The sequence below is a fragment of the Streptomyces paludis genome, assembly GCF_003344965.1.
In the GTDB taxonomy this organism is placed as follows: domain Bacteria; phylum Actinomycetota; class Actinomycetes; order Streptomycetales; family Streptomycetaceae; genus Streptomyces; species Streptomyces paludis.
Window position 1 is genome coordinate 923,462 of record NZ_CP031194.1, and the last position, 19,670, is coordinate 943,131.

General features: G+C 73.1%; 16 protein-coding genes. 11 read left to right on the forward strand and 5 right to left on the reverse strand.

The annotated features are described in order from the left end of the window. Positions 1-129: 129 nt before the first annotated feature. From DVK44_RS04000 to DVK44_RS04015, 4 genes are all read left to right on the forward strand, one after another. Positions 130-1,035: a 5'-3' exonuclease gene (locus DVK44_RS04000; RefSeq protein WP_114658351.1), complete on the forward strand. Its 906-nt coding sequence runs from the start codon at positions 130-132 to the stop codon at positions 1,033-1,035. Between the two features lie 80 nt (positions 1,036-1,115). Then, a complete protein-coding gene (locus tag DVK44_RS04005) occupies positions 1,116-1,955 on the forward strand; it encodes a siderophore-interacting protein (protein ID WP_114658352.1) in 840 nt (279 codons plus the stop codon). A gap of 161 nt (positions 1,956-2,116) precedes the next feature. Next, entirely contained in the window at positions 2,117-2,701 is a 585-nt protein-coding gene (locus DVK44_RS04010; protein ID WP_114658353.1) for a sigma-70 family RNA polymerase sigma factor, read from the forward strand. After that, entirely contained in the window at positions 2,698-3,453 is a 756-nt protein-coding gene (locus DVK44_RS04015) for an anti-sigma factor (protein ID WP_114658354.1), read from the forward strand. The genes DVK44_RS04010 and DVK44_RS04015 overlap by 4 nt, the downstream gene beginning before the upstream one ends. A 48-nt stretch (positions 3,454-3,501) precedes the next feature. On the opposite strand, the gene DVK44_RS04020 is transcribed toward DVK44_RS04015, so the two are convergent. From DVK44_RS04020 to DVK44_RS04035, 4 genes are read right to left on the reverse strand one after another with little or no spacing between them, the layout of a single operon-like run. Beyond that, the gene (locus DVK44_RS04020) at positions 3,502-4,317 is read right to left on the reverse strand and encodes a DUF1295 domain-containing protein (protein WP_114658355.1); all 816 of its coding nucleotides are present in this window, start codon (positions 4,315-4,317) and stop codon (positions 3,502-3,504) included. Further along, a complete protein-coding gene (locus tag DVK44_RS04025; RefSeq protein ID WP_408055284.1) occupies positions 4,314-5,648 on the reverse strand; it encodes a class I SAM-dependent methyltransferase in 1,335 nt (444 codons plus the stop codon). The genes DVK44_RS04020 and DVK44_RS04025 overlap by 4 nt, the downstream gene beginning before the upstream one ends. Beyond that, entirely contained in the window at positions 5,645-6,391 is a 747-nt protein-coding gene (locus DVK44_RS04030) for a DUF1365 domain-containing protein (protein ID WP_114658356.1), read from the reverse strand. Before DVK44_RS04030 ends, DVK44_RS04025 begins: the two co-directional genes overlap by 4 nt. Continuing rightward, on the reverse strand, positions 6,388-7,698 hold the full coding sequence (locus DVK44_RS04035) for an NAD(P)/FAD-dependent oxidoreductase (RefSeq protein WP_114658357.1): 1,311 nt from the start codon (positions 7,696-7,698) through the stop codon (positions 6,388-6,390). The genes DVK44_RS04030 and DVK44_RS04035 overlap by 4 nt, the downstream gene beginning before the upstream one ends. Before the next feature lie 241 nt (positions 7,699-7,939). Here DVK44_RS04035 and DVK44_RS04040 point away from each other — a divergent pair, with 241 nt between their 5' ends. The 3 genes from DVK44_RS04040 to DVK44_RS04050 all read left to right on the forward strand — a co-directional run bounded on the left by DVK44_RS04040 (position 7,940) and on the right by DVK44_RS04050 (position 12,062). Continuing rightward, complete coding sequence (locus DVK44_RS04040; protein ID WP_114664884.1) at positions 7,940-9,553, forward strand: molybdopterin-dependent oxidoreductase; 1,614 nt, start codon at positions 7,940-7,942, stop codon at positions 9,551-9,553. 193 nt (positions 9,554-9,746) lie between these two features. Next, positions 9,747-10,406, forward strand: coding sequence for a fasciclin domain-containing protein (locus DVK44_RS04045; protein WP_114658358.1), 660 nt, complete (start codon positions 9,747-9,749; stop codon positions 10,404-10,406). A gap of 117 nt (positions 10,407-10,523) precedes the next feature. Further along, entirely contained in the window at positions 10,524-12,062 is a 1,539-nt protein-coding gene (locus tag DVK44_RS04050) for an amino acid permease (protein WP_114658359.1), read from the forward strand. Between the two features lie 16 nt (positions 12,063-12,078). Here the strand turns inward: DVK44_RS04050 and DVK44_RS04055 are convergent, their stop codons facing one another. Next, positions 12,079-12,735, reverse strand: a complete 657-nt coding sequence (locus DVK44_RS04055; RefSeq protein WP_114658360.1) for a TetR/AcrR family transcriptional regulator — start codon at positions 12,733-12,735, stop codon at positions 12,079-12,081. A gap of 187 nt (positions 12,736-12,922) precedes the next feature. Between DVK44_RS04055 and DVK44_RS04060 the strand changes: the two genes are divergently transcribed. The 4 genes from DVK44_RS04060 to atzF are packed head-to-tail and all read left to right on the forward strand — an operon-like array spanning position 12,923 to position 19,658. Then, the gene (locus DVK44_RS04060; RefSeq protein WP_114658361.1) at positions 12,923-13,750 is read left to right on the forward strand and encodes an urea amidolyase associated protein UAAP1; all 828 of its coding nucleotides are present in this window, start codon (positions 12,923-12,925) and stop codon (positions 13,748-13,750) included. Next, positions 13,747-14,376: an urea amidolyase associated protein UAAP2 gene (locus tag DVK44_RS04065; protein ID WP_114658362.1), complete on the forward strand. Its 630-nt coding sequence runs from the start codon at positions 13,747-13,749 to the stop codon at positions 14,374-14,376. Before DVK44_RS04060 ends, DVK44_RS04065 begins: the two co-directional genes overlap by 4 nt. Then, positions 14,373-17,951, forward strand: a complete 3,579-nt coding sequence (gene uca / locus DVK44_RS04070; RefSeq protein WP_114658363.1) for an urea carboxylase — start codon at positions 14,373-14,375, stop codon at positions 17,949-17,951. Before DVK44_RS04065 ends, uca begins: the two co-directional genes overlap by 4 nt. A 33-nt stretch (positions 17,952-17,984) precedes the next feature. Continuing rightward, positions 17,985-19,658: an allophanate hydrolase gene (gene atzF / locus DVK44_RS04075; protein WP_114658364.1), complete on the forward strand. Its 1,674-nt coding sequence runs from the start codon at positions 17,985-17,987 to the stop codon at positions 19,656-19,658. The last annotated feature ends 12 nt before the right edge of the window (positions 19,659-19,670 follow it).

Consider the following 19,670-nt stretch of genomic DNA (forward strand, 5'->3'; position numbering starts at 1 on the left):
CACAGGCTCGTGCGGCCGAATGGCCAGGAAGTCTCTTTCCGCCACAGCGTGGTGACCGTGCGTGATGCCGGGCGGGGTCGGCGGCTGTCAGTGGCACGGGGCATCATCGGGGGTGTGACGCCACGCCTGATGCTTCTCGACAGCGCTTCCCTCTACTACCGGGCCTACTTCGGGGTCCCCGACTCCGTCAGAGCCCCGGACGGCACCCCGGTCAACGCGGTGCGCGGTCTGCTCGACTTCATCGCCCGGCTGGTCCAGGACCACCGCCCGGACGAGCTGGTCGCCTGCATGGACGCCGACTGGCGGCCGGCCTGGCGGGTGGAGCTGATCCCCTCGTACAAGGCCCATCGCGTGGCGCTGGAGCACGCGGAGGGGCCGGACGAGGAGGAGACCCCGGACACCCTGGCGCCGCAGGTGCCGGTCATCGAGGCGGTGCTCGACGCGCTGGGCATCGCCCGGGTCGGTGTCGCGGGATACGAGGCGGACGATGTGATCGGCACCCTCGCCGGGCGCGCGAAGGGCCCGGTCGACATCGTCACCGGCGACCGCGACCTGTACCAGCTGGTCGACGACGCCCGGGGCGTGCGGGTGCTCTATCCGCTCAAGGGGGTCGGCACCCTCCAGATCACGGACGAGGCGGTGCTCCGCGAGAAGTACGCGGTCGACGGCCCCGGTTATGTCGATCTGGCGCTGCTCCGGGGCGACCCGAGCGACGGACTGCCGGGCGTGCCGGGCGTCGGCGAGAAGACGGCGGCCAAGCTGCTCGCCGCCCATGGTGATCTGGCCGGGATCATGGCGGCGGTGGACGATCCGCGCTCGAAGCTCACCCCGGCGCTGCGGGCGCGGCTCGACGGCGCCCGGGAGTATCTGGCGGTCGCCCCCACGGTGGTCCGGGTCGCCGCCGATGTCCCACTGCCGGAGTTCGATCCTGCCCTGCCCGCCGGGCCGCGCGATCCGGCCATGGTCGACGCGCTCGCCGCGCGCTGGGGGCTGGGGGGCGCCGTCCGGCGCTTGCTCGCCACTCTTCAGCACTGAGTGTTAACTTAGGCATACCTAAGCTCACGCTCACGCCTCAGTCGTACGTCAGTGCCGTACGTCAGTCAAGGGAGACCGCCATGGCGGAAAAGCCGGCCCGCACCTCACCGACCGTCCACGAGGGCCAGGTCCTGCGCACGGAGTGGATCACCCCGCACATGGTGCGTGTCGTCCTGGGCGGCGCCGGGCTGGCCGAGGTCCGGGCCGGTGAGTTCAGCGACCAGTACGTGAAGGTGCTGTTCACCCCCGAGGGCGTGACGTATCCGGAGCCGTTCGACATCGACCGGATCCGCGCCGAGTTCCCGCGCGAGCAGTGGCCCGCGAACCGTACGTACACGGTGCGCAGCTGGGACCCGGCCGCGCTGGAGCTGGCCATCGACTTCGTGGTGCACGGCGACCAGGGGCTGGCGGGCCCGTGGGCGGCGCGGGCCCGGGCGGGCGAGACCGTACGGCTCCTGGGGCCCGGCGGGGGCTACGTACCGGACCCGGCGGCGGGCTGGCATCTGCTGGTCGGTGACGAGAGCGCGCTGCCGGCCATCGCCGCCTCGCTGGAGCGGATGCCGGCCGGCGCCGTCGTACACGCCTTCGTGGAGATCCCGGGCCCCGACGAGGAGCAGAAGATCGCCGCGCCGGACGGCACGGACGTCACCTGGCTGCACCGCGGGGACCGTCCGGTGGGCGAGGCGCTGGTGGCGGCCGTCCGCGCGCTGGACTTCCCCGCCGGGGAGGTCCAGGCGTTCGTGCACGGCGAGGCCGGTTTCGTGAAGGAGCTGCGCCGCCATCTGCGCCTGGAGCGCGAGGTGCCGCGCGAGCGGCTGTCGATCTCGGGCTACTGGCGGCTCGGCCAGGACGACGAGTCGTGGCGCGCCGTCAAGCGCGAGTGGAACGAGCAGGTCGAGCGCGAGCAGGAAGCCGGCTGACCCGCCCGGCTCGCTGACCGCCGCCCCGCTGACCGGCCGCCCGCTGACCGGCCACCCCGTCGGCCGGGGCGCGCGGGCTTCCCGCGACCGCGGTGACCAATCCTCCGGGCCGTCCGCTCCGAATCCCCGGTAACGCATGTTCGCACCGTGGAGGAAGCCGCGTGAAAGAAGCCGTACAGATCGGCGGCCCCGCTTCGGCGGGACCCGACCTACAGGAATTGCTGGTCCATGTGGCCAGGGGCGATCAGGACGCCTTCTCCCGCGTGTACGACCAGGTCTGCGGCCCCGTCCTCGGCCTGGTCCGTTCCGTGCTGCGCGACCCGGCCCAGTCGGAGGAGGTCGCGCAGGAGGTGCTGCTGGAGGTCTGGCGCACCGCGACCCGCTTCCAGCCCAGCCGGGGCAGCGCCATGACCTGGGTGCTGACCCTCGCGCACCGGCGGGCGGTGGACCGGGTCCGCTCGGCCCAGGCGGCCAGCGACCGGGAGCACCGGGCCGCGCTGCTGGACCGTACCCCCGCCTACGACGAGGTCACCGAACAGGTCGAGGCCAGTCTCGAACGCGAGCAGGTGCGCCGCTGTCTGCGCACCCTCACCGAACTCCAGCGCCAGTCCGTGAATCTGGCGTACTACCAGGGCCTCGCCTACCGGGAAGTGGCCGAGCTGCTGTCCGTCCCGCTGGGCACGGTCAAAACACGCCTGCGCGACGGACTGATCCGGCTGCGCGACTGCTTGGGGGTGACCGCATGACCACCGCCGATCTGCACACGCTGACCGGTGCCTACGCGCTGCATGCCCTGGATCCACGGGAACGCGCCGAGTTCGAACTCCATCTGGACGTGTGCGAGGCGTGCGCGCAGGAGGTACGGGAGCTGGCCGCCACGGCCGCGCGGCTCGGCCGCGCCGTGGCCGTGACCCCGCCGCACGAGTTCAAGGAGCAGGTGCTCCGCCGGATCGCCACCGAACGGCAGGACCCGCCGAAGGTGGCAGCGCAACCGCGCACCGGCGGCGGCGCGGCGCGCGGGCGCGCGCTCTCCCGCTTCGCGCTCGCCGCCTGCCTGGCCGGCGCCGTCGGCTTCGGCGGCATCGCGGTGTGGCAGCACCAGGAGGCACGGGACGCGCGCGCACACGTCCGGGCGGAGCAGCAGCGGTCCGCCGAGCTGGCGAAGGTGCTGGCCGCCCCGGACGCCAAGGTCGTCGCCGGAAAGCTGGCGGACGGCGCGACCGGCACGGTCGTGGTCTCCCGGAGCCGGGACAAGGCCGCGTTCATCGCGACCGGCATGCCGAAGCCACCCAGTGGCAAGGTGTACGAACTCTGGTACAACGATGGCGGCACGATGCGCGCCGCCGGGCTGCTGGATCCGGACTCGGGTTCGGCCTCCATACTGATGGACGGCTCGCTCAAGAACGCGTCCGGCATGGGCATCACCCTGGAGCCGGCCGGCGGGTCCGAGCAGCCGACCTCCGAGCCGCTGGCCCTGATGGACTTCCCCGTAGCGTGAAAAGGGGCAAGTCCCGTCCGGAAGGACGGGACTTGCCCCACTCCTTACTCAGCGCGTGCGCCTCGGCGGCAGCGGGAAGAAACCGCTGGTGCGCTCGGTGTACGCGGCGAAGCCCGGCCGGTCGGCCATGTGCCGCTCCAGCAGCCGCTTCCCGCTCCCGCCGATCAGCAGGAAGCTCATCACCAGGGGCGCGACGACGGTCGCGGCGGCCACCGCCGGGTCACCGCCGTCGCAGACGATCAGGAACAGCCCCCACCAGACACAGAAGTCACCGAAGTAGTTGGGGTGGCGGGTCCAGGCCCACAGCCCCCGGTCCATGAGCCGGCCCCGGTTCGCGGGATCCGCCGTGAACCGGGCCAGCTGCCGGTCCCCGACCGCCTCGAAGAAGAGACCGACCGCCCAGAGCGCACAGCCCGCGTATGCCACCGGCCCGAGCGGGCCCGGCAGATACATCGCCGCCTGGACCGGCAGGGAGACCAGCACGACCAGCGCGCCCTGGAGCAGATAGACCTTGCGCAGGGCGTAAAGGGCGGGGCTGCCGGGCGCCTTGGCGAGCATCGCCGCGTACCGCGCGTCCTCGCCGTGCCCGCGCCCGCGCAGCGCGATATGGCCGGCCAGCCGCAGCCCCCACACGGTGGTGAGTACGGTGACCAGCAGCCGACGCCCGTCGTCACCCGCCGCTGCGCCCGAGACCCCGTACGAGACGAGGGCGACCGCCGCGAAGGCGAGGCCCCAGGCGATGTCGACGATCCGGTGCATGCCCTTGACGAGCGCGATCGCGAACGTGGTCAGCATGACCGCGAACGCGGCAACGGCGGCGGCGCCGGCCCCTTGGCCGAACGCCGCCCAGGGAAAGCCGCTCACCGGGCGGTCCCCTCGGTGGTGGCCCGGGCCAGCAGCAGCTGCTGCACATCGAGATAGCCGGAGCGGAAACCCGCCTCGGAGTAGGCGAGATAGAAGGTCCACAGCCTGCGGAAGACCGCGTCAAAGCCGAGCGCGTCGACCTCGCCGGCCCGCTCGGTGAAGCGCTCGCGCCAGAGCCGCAGCGTCTCGGCGTAGTGAGGTCCGTAGCCGTCGCGGTCAGCGACGAGCAGCGTGGTGTGCTCGGCGGTGAGCTGCTCGATCGCCTCGACGGACGGCAGGAATCCGCCGGGGAAGACGTACTTCTGGATCCAGGTGTGGGTGTCCCGGGAGGCGAGCATCCGGTCGTGCGGCATGGTGATCGCCTGGAGGGCGATCCGGCCGCCGGGCGCGAGCAGCCGGTCCAGCGTGGTGAAGTACTCGGGCCAGAACTCGGCGCCCACGGCCTCGATCATCTCGACGCTGACGATGGCGTCGAAGACGCCCGTCACCTGCCGGTAGTCGCACAGCTCGACGCTGACGCGGTCCGCGAAGCCCGCCGCGGCGATCCGCTCGCGCGCCAGGTCGCGCTGCTCGTGGGAGAGCGTGACCGTACGGACGCGGGCGCCGCGCGCCGCCGCGCGCAGGGCCAGTTCGCCCCAGCCGGTGCCGATCTCCAGCAGCTCGCTGCCGGGGCCGACGTCCGCCAGGTCCAGCAGCCGGTCGATCTTGCGGTGCTGGGCGGCGGCGAGCAGCGACCGGTCGGCGGGGAAGCCGCGGAAGAGCGCCGAGGAGTAGGAGAGGGTGTCGTCGAGGAAGAGCGCGAACAGCTCGTTGGAGAGGTCGTAGTGGCGGCTGATGTTGTCCCGCGAGCCCTCGGGGGTGTTGCGCTGCGCGGCGGGCTGCTTCGGCGCCCAGAACGCGCGCAGCCGCTGGAGCGGCTCGGGGATCAGGGTCGCGGCCCGCTCGGCGAGCACGGTCAGTACGCCGACGAGGTCGCGGGCCTCCCACTCGCCGGCCATGTAGGACTCGCCGAAGCCGATGAGCCCGCCGGTGCCGATCCGGCGGAAGAACGCCTTGGGGTCGCGGACCTCCAGCAGCGGGCCGCCGCGCCCGAGGATCTCGTCGCCGGCGCGGGCTCCGTCGCCGTGGCAGAGCCGTACGCGCAGGGGCAGCCGGGCCAGGGCCCGCCGTACGACCCGTTCGGCGACGGCGGTCCGGAGCCAGGAGGCGGCGGGCGGCCGGGCCACGTCGGGCCAGCGCGTCTCGTCGACGACGACGGCGCCGTCCGTGGCCGTGGCGGGAGAGGACGACAGGCCGGTGGAAACCGGGGACAGCGGCGGGAACACGCTCACTTCACACCCTCCTGGGGGCTGTGGTGGGGACGGGGGCGCACGGGAAGCCGGCGCAGCAGAAGCCGGATGCCGTGCAGTCGGATGCCGGCGGAGACGACGGCGGTGGACCAGGGATGGCGCAGGGCGGTACGCAGCAGGGTGCGGGCGGTGGCGGGGCGGCGCTCGCCCCGTACGGTCGCGGTGAACGGACCGCCTCGCGGCCGGTCGAGACGGACCGTCAGGTTGAGGCGCGCGCCCGGTTCCGGCAGCCGCATGGTGTAGGCGCCGTCGACCGGGAAGAACGGCGAGACGTAGAACTCCTTGTCGACCGTGGCCGGTCCGGTGCCGTCGCCGCCGGGCCGCAGCAGATAGCAGTGGCGCTCGCCGTAGGTGTTGTGGACCTCCGCGACCACGCACAGCGGCGCGCCGTCGGGTCCGTGGCACCAGTAGAGCGTCAGCGGATTGAAGACGTAGCCGAACACCCGGGCGTGCGCGAGCATCGTCACCCGGCCGCCCGCCAGGTCGATCCCGTGGGTGGCGAGGAACGCGTCGAGTCCGGCGCGGATGGTCGGGCGCGTACCGCCGAAGTGGTCGCGGGCGTCGAACCGGGCGAGCGGGCGCAGCGGCGGGGGCAGCCGGGGCGGCCGGTCGGGGTCGATCAGCCACATGTAGGTGCGGTGGCGCAGGGTGTAGCGGGTGGGGGTCGTCCGGACATGGCCGATCAGACAGGTGTAGAGCGCCGGGACGGTGGCCGGGCGCGTCACCACGTCACCCCCAGCGCCGCCGCCGCGTCGACGCCCGAGCGGCAGCCGTCCTCGTGGAATCCCCAGCCGTGGTACGCCCCCGCGTAGGCGGTGACGGGTCCGGAGAGTCCGGGCAGCAGCCGCTGGGCGGCGACGGAGTCGGGGGTGTAGACGGGGTGTTCGTAGACCATGCGGGCGAGGACGCGGTCCTGGTCGACGCGGTCGGCGCCGTTGAGGGTGACGACATAGGTCTCGGCCGCGTCGAGCCGCTGGAGCCGGTTCATGTCGTAGCTGACGCGGACCCCGCCGGAGCCGGCGTCGCACGACGGCATGGCGAAGTTCCAGGAGGCGCGGGCGCGCGGGGCGCGCGGCAGCACACCGGTGTCGGTGTGGAGCTGGGTGGGGTTGCGGGAGTAGCGGAACGCGCCGAGGACGCGCCGCTCGTCGTCGGTGGCGTCGGCGAGCAGCCGTAGCGCCTGGTCGGGGTGGACGGCGACGACCACGGAGTCGTAGTGCGCGACGGCGCCGTCCTCGGTGCCGATCTCGACCCCGCCGGAGTGGCGCCGGACGGACCGTACGGGGGTGGCGGTACGGACGGCGTCCACATGTTTGGCGACGCGCTCGACATACGCGCGCGAGCCGCCGGTGACGGTCCGCCAGACCGGTGAGCCCTTGACCGAGAGCAGTCCGTGGTGGGCCATGAAGCGGAACAGATAGCGGGCGGGGTAGCGCATCGCCGTCCCGGCGTCGCAGGACCAGACCGCCGAGACGACCGGTGCCATGAAGTGCGAGACGAAGTACGGGGAGAAACCGCCCGCGGCGAGGAACTCGCCCAGTGTCATCCCGGAGCCGCCGCGCTCGGCCTCCCCCGCCCCGGCCGCGCCCTCCGCCGTCTCCGACGCCGCCAGCAGCGCGCGGGCCCGCCGGTGGAAGACGGGCACTTCGGTGAGCAGCCGCAGATAGCGGGGGCTGAGCGCGTTGCCCGGCCGGGCGAAGAGACCGCCGGGGCCGCGCGCGCCCGCGTATTCGAGTCCGCAGCCGTCGCACCGTACGGACATGCTCATCTCCGACTCCTGGGTGGCGACGCCCAGTTCGCCGAAGAGCCGCAGCAGGTGCGGATAGGTCCGGCCGTTGTGCACGATGAAGCCGGAGTCGACGCGGTGCACCCGGCCGTCGGCCGCGGGCACGTCGTGGGTGTGCGCGTGCCCGCCGAGCCGTTCGTCGGCCTCGTACAGCGTCACCCCGTGCGCCCGTCCGAGGACATACGCGGCGGTCAGACCCGCCACTCCCCCGCCCACCACTGCCGTACGCGGACGTTCGCCGCTCATGACCGCTCCCTCGCGTCCAGTCCCGGGGGCGTACCCCCTTCACGATGTGCATTCGGGCCGGCGGCGGCGGGGGATTGGTGTCCGGCGAGAACTTCTCGGACTTTCTCGGCGCGGTACTTTTTTTCATTCGTTCGGGTTCACGACCAATCCGCCTGGCATCCCGCACCGAATGGCCGGTGTGAGCGAAGATCCGAAAGTGCCGGTATCCGAGAACAGCGACCGCGGTCCGACGGCGCGCCTGGTGCGCGGCGCCCTGGCCGCGCTCAGCGGGCTGATCACGGGCTTCACGGCGCTGGCGGTCGCGGAGCTGGTGTCGGCGGCCGTACGGCCCGAAGCGAGTCCCGTCACGGCGGTCGGCGGAGCGGTCATCGACCTGACCCCGCCCGCCCTGAAGGACTTCGCCGTACGGAACTTCGGCACCAACGACAAGCTGGTGCTCCAGCTCGGCATCCTGGCCCTCCTGGCGCTCTTCGCCATGGCGGTCGGAGTGGTCGCGCTGCGGCACCGGCTGGCGGGTTCGGCGGCGGTTCTGGTCTTCGGCGCGATCGGGGCGGTGGCGGCGGTGAGCCGTCCGGACGGCGGTCTGCCCGACGCCGTGCCCTCGGTGGTGGGCGCCCTGGTGGCCGGGGCGGTGCTCTATCTGCTGGTCACCAGGCTCACCCTCCGAACGCTCCGTCCGTACCGGGCGGCCACGGGTACGGACGGAGCCACCCTCCAGGACACCACCGTCCAGGACACGGGCGGCGGGAGCGATACCGGGAGCGGCTTCGACCGGCGCGGCTTCGTCATCGCCGCGACGGCCGCGGTGGCCGCGTCGGCCGGAGCGGGTGTCCTGGGGCAGCGGCTCAACGCCTCGGGGGCGGCCGGTGCCGTCGAGTCCCGTGCGAAGACCGTGCTGCCGCCGCCCTCCTCGCCGGCCCGTCCGGTGCCGGCGGGCGCGGACCTCAAGGTCCGGGGGCTGTCCTCCTTCACGACGTCCAACAAGGACTTCTACCGGGTGGACACGGCGCTCGTCGTGCCGAAGATCGATGCCGCCTCCTGGCGGCTGAGGATCCACGGCAAGGGGGTGACCCGGCCGCTGACGTTCAGCTTCGACGATCTGCTCCGCCGGGAGCTGATCGAGCGGGACATCACCCTGACCTGCGTCTCCAACGAGGTCGGCGGTCCGTACGTGGGCAATGCCCGCTGGATCGGTGTCCGGCTGGCCGACCTGCTGAGCGAGGCGGGCGTCCGGCCGCCGTCGAAGGGCGGACCGGCCGACCAGATCGTGGCCCGCTCGGTCGACGGCATGACCATCGGCTCACCGGTCGAGACGGTCATGGACGGCCGCGACGCGCTGCTGGCGCTCGGGATGAACGGGGAGCCGCTCCCCTTCGATCACGGCTTCCCGGTGCGGATGATCGTCCCGGGGCTGTACGGCTATGTCTCGGCCTGCAAGTGGCTCCAGGACCTCGAACTCACCACGTTCGCCGACTACGACGCGTACTGGGTGAAGCGGAGCTGGTCCCGGCAGGCCCCGATCAAGACGGAGTCGCGGATCGACACCCCGCGCCCGTTCGCCTCCCCCAAGGCGGGCACCGTCCCGATCGCGGGGGTGGCCTGGGCGCAGCACCGCGGGATCGCCCGGGTGGAGGTACGGGTCGACGGCGGCCCGTGGCACACCGCGCGGCTGGCGGCCCAGGACACCAAGGACACCTGGCGCCAGTGGGTCTGGGAGTGGCCCGCCACCAGCGGCAACCACACCCTGGAGGTCAGGGCCACGGACCAGGACGGCTATACGCAGACCGATCAGCGGGTCGGCACCGTGCCCAACGGCGCCACCGGCTGGCACTCGGTGGTGGTCGCGGTCCCCTGATGTTCCGGCAGATATCCCCCGGCTCACGGACATCGCCTCCGTAACACCGTGTCACCCCGCTCGCTCGCCCCGGCACCCCCTTGCCCGCGAGCGGCCCGGGAAGACACACCAAATACCACATAAGCCACTGATCACACCATCAACACCCCGTGCCCGGAACTCTCCGCGCACACCTTCCCCAAGGAGATACGACATGAACGCCACCCGCTTCCAGCGTGCCGCCATCGCCGCCCTCGGCGTCGTCGTCCTGCCGCTGGCCCTGACGGCCTGCGGCGGCGACAGCAAGGACACCAAGAGCAGCGGCGACTCGACGGCCGCCGCCGAGGAGACCACGGGCACGGACACCGGCTCGGCGGACGACGCGGCCGGTACGGGCGACAAGCCGTTCGGCACGGCGTGTGCCTCGGTGCCGGAGACCGGCGCGGGCTCCTTCGACGGCATGTCGAAGGACCCGGTCGCGACCGCCGCGTCCAACAACCCCGACCTCTCCACGCTGGTCACCGCGGTGAAGAAGGCCGGTCTGGTGGACACCCTCAACAACGCCGAGAACATCACGGTCTTCGCGCCGACCAACGAGGCTTTCGCCAAGATCCCGAAGGCCGACCTGGACAAGGTCCTGGCCGACAAGGCCACCCTGACGAAGATCCTCACCTACCACGTCGTGGGCGAGAAGCTGACCCCGAAGGCGCTGGAGGACGGCACCTTCCCGACGCTGGAGAAGAGCACCCTCAGCACCAAGGGCTCGGGCGAGTCCTACACCGTCAACGACACCGCGAAGGTCGTCTGCGGCAACGTCCCCACCGCCAACGCCACCGTCTACATCATCGACTCGGTCCTCATGCCCAAGATGTGACGCGGTGATGTGACGCCGTGAGGAAATGTGCCCCGTCCGGACACGGGCGTGTGATGCCGGTGAAACAGCCTCTCCCTAATTTCTGTCAATCGACAGGAATCGCAGACAGGGGCTGCCATGACCGCCACCGCACCCACGGACGTACGGCACGGACCGGCCGAACCGGGCCGGCCCGAAACCGGCCAGGGCGATTCCGTCGCCCTGGCCGGTTTCGGCTACCGGCAGGAACTGCACCGCAGCATGGGGCGGTACGCGTCCTTCGCCGCGGGCTTCTCCTTCATCTCCGTCCTCACGACGGTGTTCCAGTTCTTCGCCTTCGGCTTCTCGTTCGGCGGCGCGGCCTTCTTCTGGACCTGGCCCGCCGTACTCGCCGGACAGCTGCTCGTCGCCGCCTGCTTCGCCGAACTCGCCGCCCGCTACCCGCTGTCCGGCGCGATCTACCAGTGGTCGACCCGGCTCTCGACGCCCGCCTTCGGCTGGTTCGCCGGCTGGATCATGGTGATCGGCCAGATGGTCGTGGTGGCCGCCGCCGCGCTCGCCCTCCAGGTCGTCCTGCCCGCCATCTGGAGCGGATTCCAGCTGGTCGGCGGCGATCCGGCGCCGACCTCCGTGAGCGGCGCGGCCAACGCGGCGGTCCTCGCGGTCCTCCTGCTGGCGCTGACGACGGCCGTGAACCTGGTCGACAACCGGGTGATGTCCCTCATCAACCGGGTCGGGGTGACCGCCGAGATCATCGGCGCGGTCCTGATCGTCGTCCTGCTCCTCACCCACGCCGAACGCGGTCCGGGCGTCACCCTGCACACCGGCGGCCAGGGCGGCGCCATCGGCGCGCTGCTCGTGGGCTCGTTCACCGCCGCGTACGTCCTGATCGGCTTCGACAGCGCGGGCGAGCTGAGCGAGGAGACCCGCTCCCCCCGGCGCACCGCGCCCCGTACAATCCTGCTCGCCCTCGCGGCGGCCGGGGTGCTCGGCGGACTGCTGCTGCTCGGCGGCATCCTCGCCGCGCCGAGCCTCACCGACGGCAGGCTGGGCACCGACGGGCTCTCGTACGTGCTGACCAGCACGCTCGGCGACGGGGTCGGCCGGCTGCTGTTGGCCGATGTGGCGCTGGCCATCGCCGTGGCGACGCTCGCCATCCAGACGTCCGGCTCGCGCATGCTCTTCTCGATGGCGCGGGACGGGGTGCTGCCCGCCGCGCGACCGCTGGCGAAGGTCTCGCCGCGTACGGGAATGCCGACCGGTCCCGCGCTGGTGGTGGGGGTGGTCGCGGCGGGGCTCTGTCTGCTCAACCTCGCGTCCCCGGAGGCGTTCCTGGCCATCGGCACGACCTGCATCGCGATGCTCTATCTCGCGTACGCCATGGTCACGGGCCCGATGCTGATCGGCAGACTGCGCGGCACGTACCCGGGGCGGTCGGACAAGGAGGAGACGGACGAGGCGGGCCGGCCGCTGTTCTCCCTGGGCCGCTGGGGCCTGCCCGTCAACGCGCTGGCCTGTGTGTACGGGCTGGCGATGGCCGTCAATCTGGCCTGGCCCCGGGCGGCGGTGTACGACCCGGCCGGCGGCCACTGGTACTTCCAGTGGTTCACCGTGCTCTTCCTGCTGGTCACCGTGGGACTCGGAGCCCTGTGGCGGGTGTGCCGGACGCGCCGGTGACGCGGCGCGCCGTGCGTTACGCCGGGCCGCCCGCGCCCCCCGCCGCCCCCGCCGCCCCGACGATCCGCAGCGCCGCGTCCGCCGTCGCCGCCGCGAACGCCGCCACCGGCCGCTCCGGATCGGAGCGGTGGACCAGGATCACGCCCTCGATCAGCCCGAAGACCAGATCCGTACGGAGCGCCGCCTCGTCGCTCGCCAGCGCCGCGCCCGCCCCGGTCGCGGCCAGCAGCGCGCCGTACGCCTCCTTCAGCTCCGCCCGTACGCGGTGGAAGCCGTCGAAGCGGTCCACCCGGACCTCGGGGAGCAGATACAGCCCGCCGAGATTGTGCGGCCCGCCGCAGAGCAGTTCGACGTCCGAGCGGCACAGCTCCCACAACCGGGCCTCGGCGGACCGTTCCTGATCGGCCAGCAGCTCGCGTGCCAGCTCCAGCGAGGGCCGTACGGTCGACTCCAGCAGCGCGGCGAGAAGGTCCTCCTTGCCGCCGAAGTAGTGGTACATCGTGGCCTGTCGCAGCCCGGCGCGCTCGGCGACGGCCCGGGTGGTCGTCGCCGCGTACCCGTGCGTGGTGAAGAGTTCGGCCGCCGCGCGCAGCAGCTCCTCCGGCGCGGACAGCCCGCTGTCCGGCCGCTGCTCCGCGCGCGGCCGGCCCACCCGTCGTCCCGTGGTCACCATGGGACCGATCGTCGCACACGCCCCGGACCGGGCCGCCGGCCCGGGGCGCCGGGTGAGCGTCCGGTAACCGCCGCGCAACGCGCGGGCAATGGGTCCGACGCACCCTCTCCGTAATTTCTGTCGGGCGACAGGAATTGCGCGACCGACGGCGTGTGCTGGACACCGCCACCCCAACGGAGGCCGAGCCATGGCGACAGCGACGACATACGGGGCCAGGGACCACGCCCGCGCCCAGGCCGGCACCGCGGCCGAGCACATGCCGACGGTGCCCGCCACCGACTGGCCCGAGCACCCCTGCGAAGCGGGCCATCTCGTCTGGGCGGAGACCGTGGCCGGCGGCGGCTACACCCACCGGACGGTGGCCCGCGGCACCGAGATCCGGCTCACCGACCGCCACGGCGACGCCTGCGCCCATCTGCTGCTCCTCGCGGCCGGCCGCCCCTGGGAGCGCCTCAGCACCGCCGACACCGTCAAGGTCCAGTGGAACGCGTACCTCCGGGCCGGCCGGCTGCTGCTGTCCAGCCACGGCCGGGTCCTCGCCTCCCTCGTCACCGACACCGCCGACGGCCGCCACGACACCCTCTGCGGCACCTCCACCCTGGCCGGCAACACCGCCCGCTACGGCGACGGCGCCCCGCACTCCGCCTCCCCCGCCGGCCGTGAGCTGCTGAAACTCGCCGCGCTCAAGAACGGACTCGAACCCCGCGACCTGCCGCCGTCCGTCTCCTTCTTCCAGGGCGTGGCGGTACGGGACGACGGCGCGCTGGAGTTCACGGGCCCGGCCGGGCCGGGCGGCTCCGTCACCCTCCGCGCCGAGCAGGATCTGACCGTACTGCTCGCGAATGTGCCGCATCCGCTCGATCCGCGCCCCGCCTACACCAGCACCGCGCTGGAGGTGCTGGCCTGGACCGCCGGGCCCACCGCTCCGGGCGATCCCCTGTGGGACGCCACCCCCGAAGGCCGCCGCGCCTTCCTCAACACCGCCGAGTACCACACGTCGAAGGGCATCCGATGAGCACCCCGGCAGACCGCGCGCCGCGCACGACGGCCGTTCCCGCCCGGGCCGCCTGGTCCGCCGTCGTACCGGCCGGGCACCACCTCACCCTCACCGATCTGCACGGCAACCAGGCCGTGGACTTCCTGGTGTACGACGCGCACGACACCGCCGTCCGCTACAGCGCCCCCGACACCATCACCGCCCAGGGCAATGTCTTCCTCACCACCGGCAGCGTCCTGCTCTCCGACGAACACACCCCGCTGATGACCGTCACCGAGGACACCTGCGGCCGGCACGACACCCTCGGCGGCGCCTGCTCCAAGGAGTCCAACACCCTGCGCTACGGCCATCACACCTGGTCGCAGCATGCCTGCATGGACAACTTCCTGAGCGAGGGGGCGCGCCACGGCCTCGGCCCGCGCGATCTCGTCCCCAACATCAACTGGTACATGAACGTGCCCGTCGAGAAGGACGGCACCCTCGGCATCGTCGACGGCATCTCCGCCCCGGGACTGCGGGTCACACTCCGCGCCGAGACCGATGTGCTGGTGCTGGTCTCCAACTGCCCGCAGATCAACAACCCCTGCAACGGCTTCGACCCGACGGCCGTCGAGATGACGATCAGCGACGGGACCCCTTCATGACCTTCGACACGCTCCTCGTCGCCAACCGCGGCGAGATCGCCGTCCGGATCATCCGCACCGCCCGCCGCCTCGGGCTCCGTACGGTCGCGGTCTTCTCCGACGCCGACCGCACGGCCCCGCACGTCCGGCTCGCGGACGAGGCGGTACGGCTGGGACCCGCGCCCGCCAAGGAGTCCTACCTCGACGCCGGGCTGATCCTGAAGGCGGCCGAGCAGACCGGCGCGGGCGCGGTCCACCCCGGTTACGGCTTCCTCTCCGAGGACGCGGACTTCGCCCGGAGCTGCGAGGAGGCCGGGATCGCCTTCGTCGGCCCGACCCCCGGCCAGCTCGACCTGTTCGGCGCGAAGCACACCGCGCGCGCCGCCGCCGAGGCCGCGGGTGTCCCGCTGGCCCCCGGCACCGGGCTGCTGCCGGATCTCGACGCCGCGCTGGCCGCCGCCGGCCGGATCGGCTATCCGGTGATGCTGAAGGCGACCGGCGGCGGAGGCGGTATCGGGATGCGCGCCGTGCACGACGCGGCCGGCCTCACCGACGCCTGGGAAGGGGTACGGAGAGTCGCCGCGGCCTCCTTCTCCTCCGCCGGACTCTTCCTGGAACGCCTCGTCGAGGACGCCCGCCATGTCGAGGTCCAGGTCTTCGGCGACGGCGCGGGCCGGGTCGTCACCTTCGGCGACCGGGACTGCTCGCTCCAGCGCCGCAACCAGAAGGTGCTCGAAGAGGCCCCGGCCCCCGGCCTGCCCGACCGGGTGCGCCGTCAACTTGCCGACCATGCAAGGGAGTTGTGCGCCTCGGTCGGCTACCGCTCCGCCGGTACGGTCGAGTTCGTCTACGACGCCGCCCGCGAGGAGGCGTACTTCCTGGAGGTCAACACCCGTCTCCAGGTGGAACACCCGGTCACCGAGGCCGTCTACGGCGTCGACCTCGTCGCCTGGATGCTCCGCCTCGCCCAGGGCGAGCGCTCCGTCGTCCAGGAGCCGCCCGCGCCGCGCGGCCACGCCGTCGAGGCCCGGGTGTACGCGGAGGACCCCGGCCGGGACCACCGCCCCGGCGCCGGACTGCTCACCCATGTCTCGTTCCCGCCGGAGTCCGACGCCCGTGTCGACGCGTGGATCGAGACGGGCACCGAGGTCACGACGGCGTACGACCCGATGCTGGCCAAGGTGATCGTCCACCGCGCCGACCGCACGGAGGCCCTCGCCGCGCTCGACCGGGCGCTCGCGTCGACCCGTATCGACGGGATCGAGACCAACCTCGGGCTCGTACGGGCCGCCCTGCGCCACCCCGATGTCATGGCCGCCGCGCACTCCACGGCCACCCTCGCCACCGTCACCGACCCGGCACCGCGCATCGAGGTCACCGCCGGGGGCACCCTCACCACCGTGCAGGACTGGCCGGGCCGCACCGGCTACTGGCAGGTGGGCGTACCACCGTCCGGGCCGATGGACAGCCTCTCGTTCCGGCTCGGCAACCGCGCGCTCGGCAACGACGAGGGCGCGCCGGGGCTGGAGTGCACCCTCCAGGGCCCCACCCTCCGCTTCACCGCCGCCACCACCCTCTGCGTCACCGGCGCCCCCGCGCCGGTCACCGTCGACGGCGCGCCCGTACCGCAGTGGGAGCCGGTCACGGTCCCGGCCGGCGCGACCCTCGCGGTCGGCGCGCCCACCGAACGGGGGCTGCGGACGTATGTGCTGTTCGCGGGCGGCGGGCTGGACGTGCCGGACTTCCTGGGCAGCGCGGCCACCTTCACCCTCGGGCAGTTCGGCGGCCACGGCGGGCGGGCGCTGCGCACCGGCGATGTCCTGCACGGCCAGGCGGCAGACGAAACGCCCGCAACTCCCGGCACCACCATCGCTCCCGTACCCACCGCCGAACGGCCCGCCTTCTCCGCCACCTGGCGGATCGCCGTCGTCGAAGGCCCGCACGCGGCGCCGGAGTTCTTCACCGAGGACGACATGCGGGCGTTCTACGCGGCCGAGTGGAAGGTCCACTTCAACTCGGCGCGCACCGGCGTCCGGCTGATCGGCCCGAAGCCGCGCTGGGCGCGCGGCGACGGCGGCGAGGCCGGGCTCCATCCCTCCAACATCCACGACACGCCGTACTCCGTCGGCGCCGTCGACTACACCGGCGACATGCCCGTCCTCCTCGGCCCCGACGGACCCTCGCTCGGCGGCTTCGTCTGCCCGGCGACGATCGTCACCGGCCAGCGCTGGAAGCTCGGCCAGCTGCGCCCCGGCGACACCGTCCGCTTCGTCCCCGTCACCCCGGACACGGCCGCCGCCCTGCGCCGCGCCCCCGCCGCCGAACCCGTCGCCGACCGGGCGGAGATCACCGACGGCGGCGTTCTCGCCCGGGGCGCGTCGGTCACGTACCGCCGCAGCGGCGACGACAACGTGCTGGTCGAGTACGGCGAGATGCGGCTCGATCTGGCGCTGCGGATGCGGGTCCACGCGCTCGCCGAGGCAGTGGCGGCCGAGGAGCTGCCCGGCGTCACGGACCTCACCCCCGGGATCCGTTCGCTCCAGATCCAGCTGGACCCGGACACCCTGTCCCAGGACGCGCTGCTCGCGGTCCTCACCCGGATCGAGGGCGAACTGCCGCCCACCGACGAGCTGGTGGTCCCCTCCCGTACCGTCCATCTGCCGCTGTCCTGGGACGATCCGGCGACCCGCGAGGCCATCGCGCGCTATATGGCGGGGGTACGGGACGACGCGCCCTGGTGCCCCTGGAACATCGAGTTCATCCGCCGGATCAACGGCCTGGAGTCGCCGGACGAGGTCTACCGCACGGTCTTCGACGCCGAATACCTCGTGCTCGGGCTCGGGGACGTCTATCTGGGCGCGCCGGTCGCCACCCCGCTCGACCCCCGGCACCGGCTGGTCACCACCAAGTACAACCCGGCCCGCACCTGGACCGCCGAGAACTCCGTCGGGATCGGCGGCGCGTATCTCTGTATCTACGGTATGGAGGGGCCCGGCGGCTACCAGTTCGTGGGCCGGACGACCCAGGTGTGGTCGGGCTGGCAGCAGCGCGGGGCGTTCCAGGACGGCAAGCCGTGGCTGCTGCGCTTCTTCGACCGGATCAAGTGGTATCCGGTCGGCGCCGACGAACTCCTCACGCTCCGGGCCGACATGGCGGCGGGCCGCTTTGTCCCCCGGATCGAGGAGGGCACGTTCTCGCTCGCGGAGCACGAGCGCTTCCTCGCCGCGAACGCCGCGTCGATCGCGTCGTTCCGGGCCGGTCAGTCGGCGGCGTTCGAGGCGGAGCGGGCCGCGTGGGAGGCGGCGGGCGAGTTCGACCGTACCGACGAGGTCCCGGTGGCCGCCGTACCGCGTGCCGAGATCACGGTCCCGCCGGGCGGACGGCTGCTGGAGGCGGAGTTCGCCGCGTCGGTCTGGCAGCTGAACGTCGCCGCCGGTGACCGGGTGAGCGCGGGTCAGCCGCTGCTCGCGCTGGAGGCGATGAAGATGGAATCACGGGTCCACGCACCGGCGGACGGTGTGGTGACGGAGATTCTGACGTCGCCCGGCGCCCAGGTGGAGGCGGGCACCCCGCTGCTGGTCCTGTCCCTCGCGTAAATCTCGCGCAAGGCTCGCGTAAGGAGCGTTCCGATGCATGTCTTCTCCGCACTCGACCGGGTCCGGGCCGCCTACCGGCGTATCGCGGAGGTGGACCGCCCGGAGATCTGGATCACGCTGCGACCGCGGGCCGAGGTGGAGGCCGAGGCCCGCGCCCTCGACGCGCGCGTCGCCGGCAGCCCGGCCGGTCCGCTGCCGCTGGCCGGCCGGCTGGTCGCGGTCAAGGGCAATATCGATGTCGCCGGACTGCCCACCACGGCCGGCTGCCCGTCGTACGCGTACGAGCCGGAGCGGGACGCCCCCGCCGTGGCGCGGCTGCGGGCGGCGGGCGCGCTGGTGCTGGGCAGTACGAACCTCGACCAGTTCGCCACGGGCCTGGTCGGCACCCGCTCCCCGTACGGCGCGGTGCGGGGCTCCCGTGACCCCGGGCGGATCTCGGGCGGCTCCAGCTCGGGCTCCGCCGTCGCCGTGGCGCTGGGCATCGTGGATCTCGCGCTGGGCACGGACACGGCGGGCTCCGGCCGGGTGCCCGCCGCCTTCAACGGCATCGTCGGGCTGAAGCCGTCGCGCGGACTCGTCCCCACCGAGGGTGTGGTGCCCGCCTGCGCGAGCCTGGACTGCGTGAGCGTCTTCGCCCGTACGCTCCCCGAGGCGAGCGAGGCGCTCGCGCTGATCTCCGCCGCCCCGGGCCGGCCCGCGCCGCACCGGACCCCGGGCCCCTGGCGCGTCGCCGTCCCGGCCCTGGCCCAGCTCGGTGAGCTGGACGAGGGGTGGGCCGAGGCGTACGAGGCCGCCGCCGCCCGGCTCGCGGCGGCCGGGGCGCGGCTGGTGGAGATCGACCTGACGCCGTTCAGCGAGGCGGCGCCGATGCTGTACGAGGGCGCGTTCGTCGCTGAGCGCTACACGGCGGTGGGTGCGTTCGTGGACCAGCACACGGACGCGGGCGGGGAAGGGGCCGGTCTCGATCCCACGGTCGCCGGGATCATCCGCCGCGCCCGCGACATCCCGGCCCACCGGCTCTACACCGATCTGGCGCGGCTGGACGCCCTGCGCGCGGCGGCGACGGCCGCGCTCGGCGACGCGGACGCGCTGCTGCTGCCCACCGCGCCCGGCCATCCCACCCTCGCCGAGGTGGCCGCCGACCCGCTGGGGGCGAACGCCCGGCTCGGCCGGTTCACCAACTCGACCAACCTCTTCGACCTGGCGGCGGTCGCGGTCCCCGGCGAGGAGGTCCGGGGGCTGCCCTTCGGGGTGATGCTCATCGGCCCGGCCGGCACGGACGACCGGCTGGCCGCCCTCGCCGCGCTGCTCACCCCACCGGTCCGGCTCGCCGTCGTCGGCGCGCATCTGACCGGACAACCCCTCAACGGACAGCTCCTGGCCCTGGGCGCCCGCCCGGTCCGTACGACAAAGACCGCGCCGGTCTACCGGCTGTACGCGCTGGACACCGTCCCGCCGAAGCCGGGTCTGGTCCATGTGGATCCGTCCGGGACCGCGGAGGGAGCCGCGGTCGAGGCCGAGATCTGGGAGCTGCCCCCGCAGGGCCTCGGCGCGCTGACCGCCGCGCTCCCCCGGCCCATGGCGATCGGCCGCGTCGAGCTGGCCGACGGGACCGCCGTCGCGGGCTTCCTCTGCGAGCCCTCCGCGCTCACGGACGCGAAGGACATCACCGAGTACGGCGGCTGGCGGGCGTATCTGGACCGCTGAGCACGAATGACC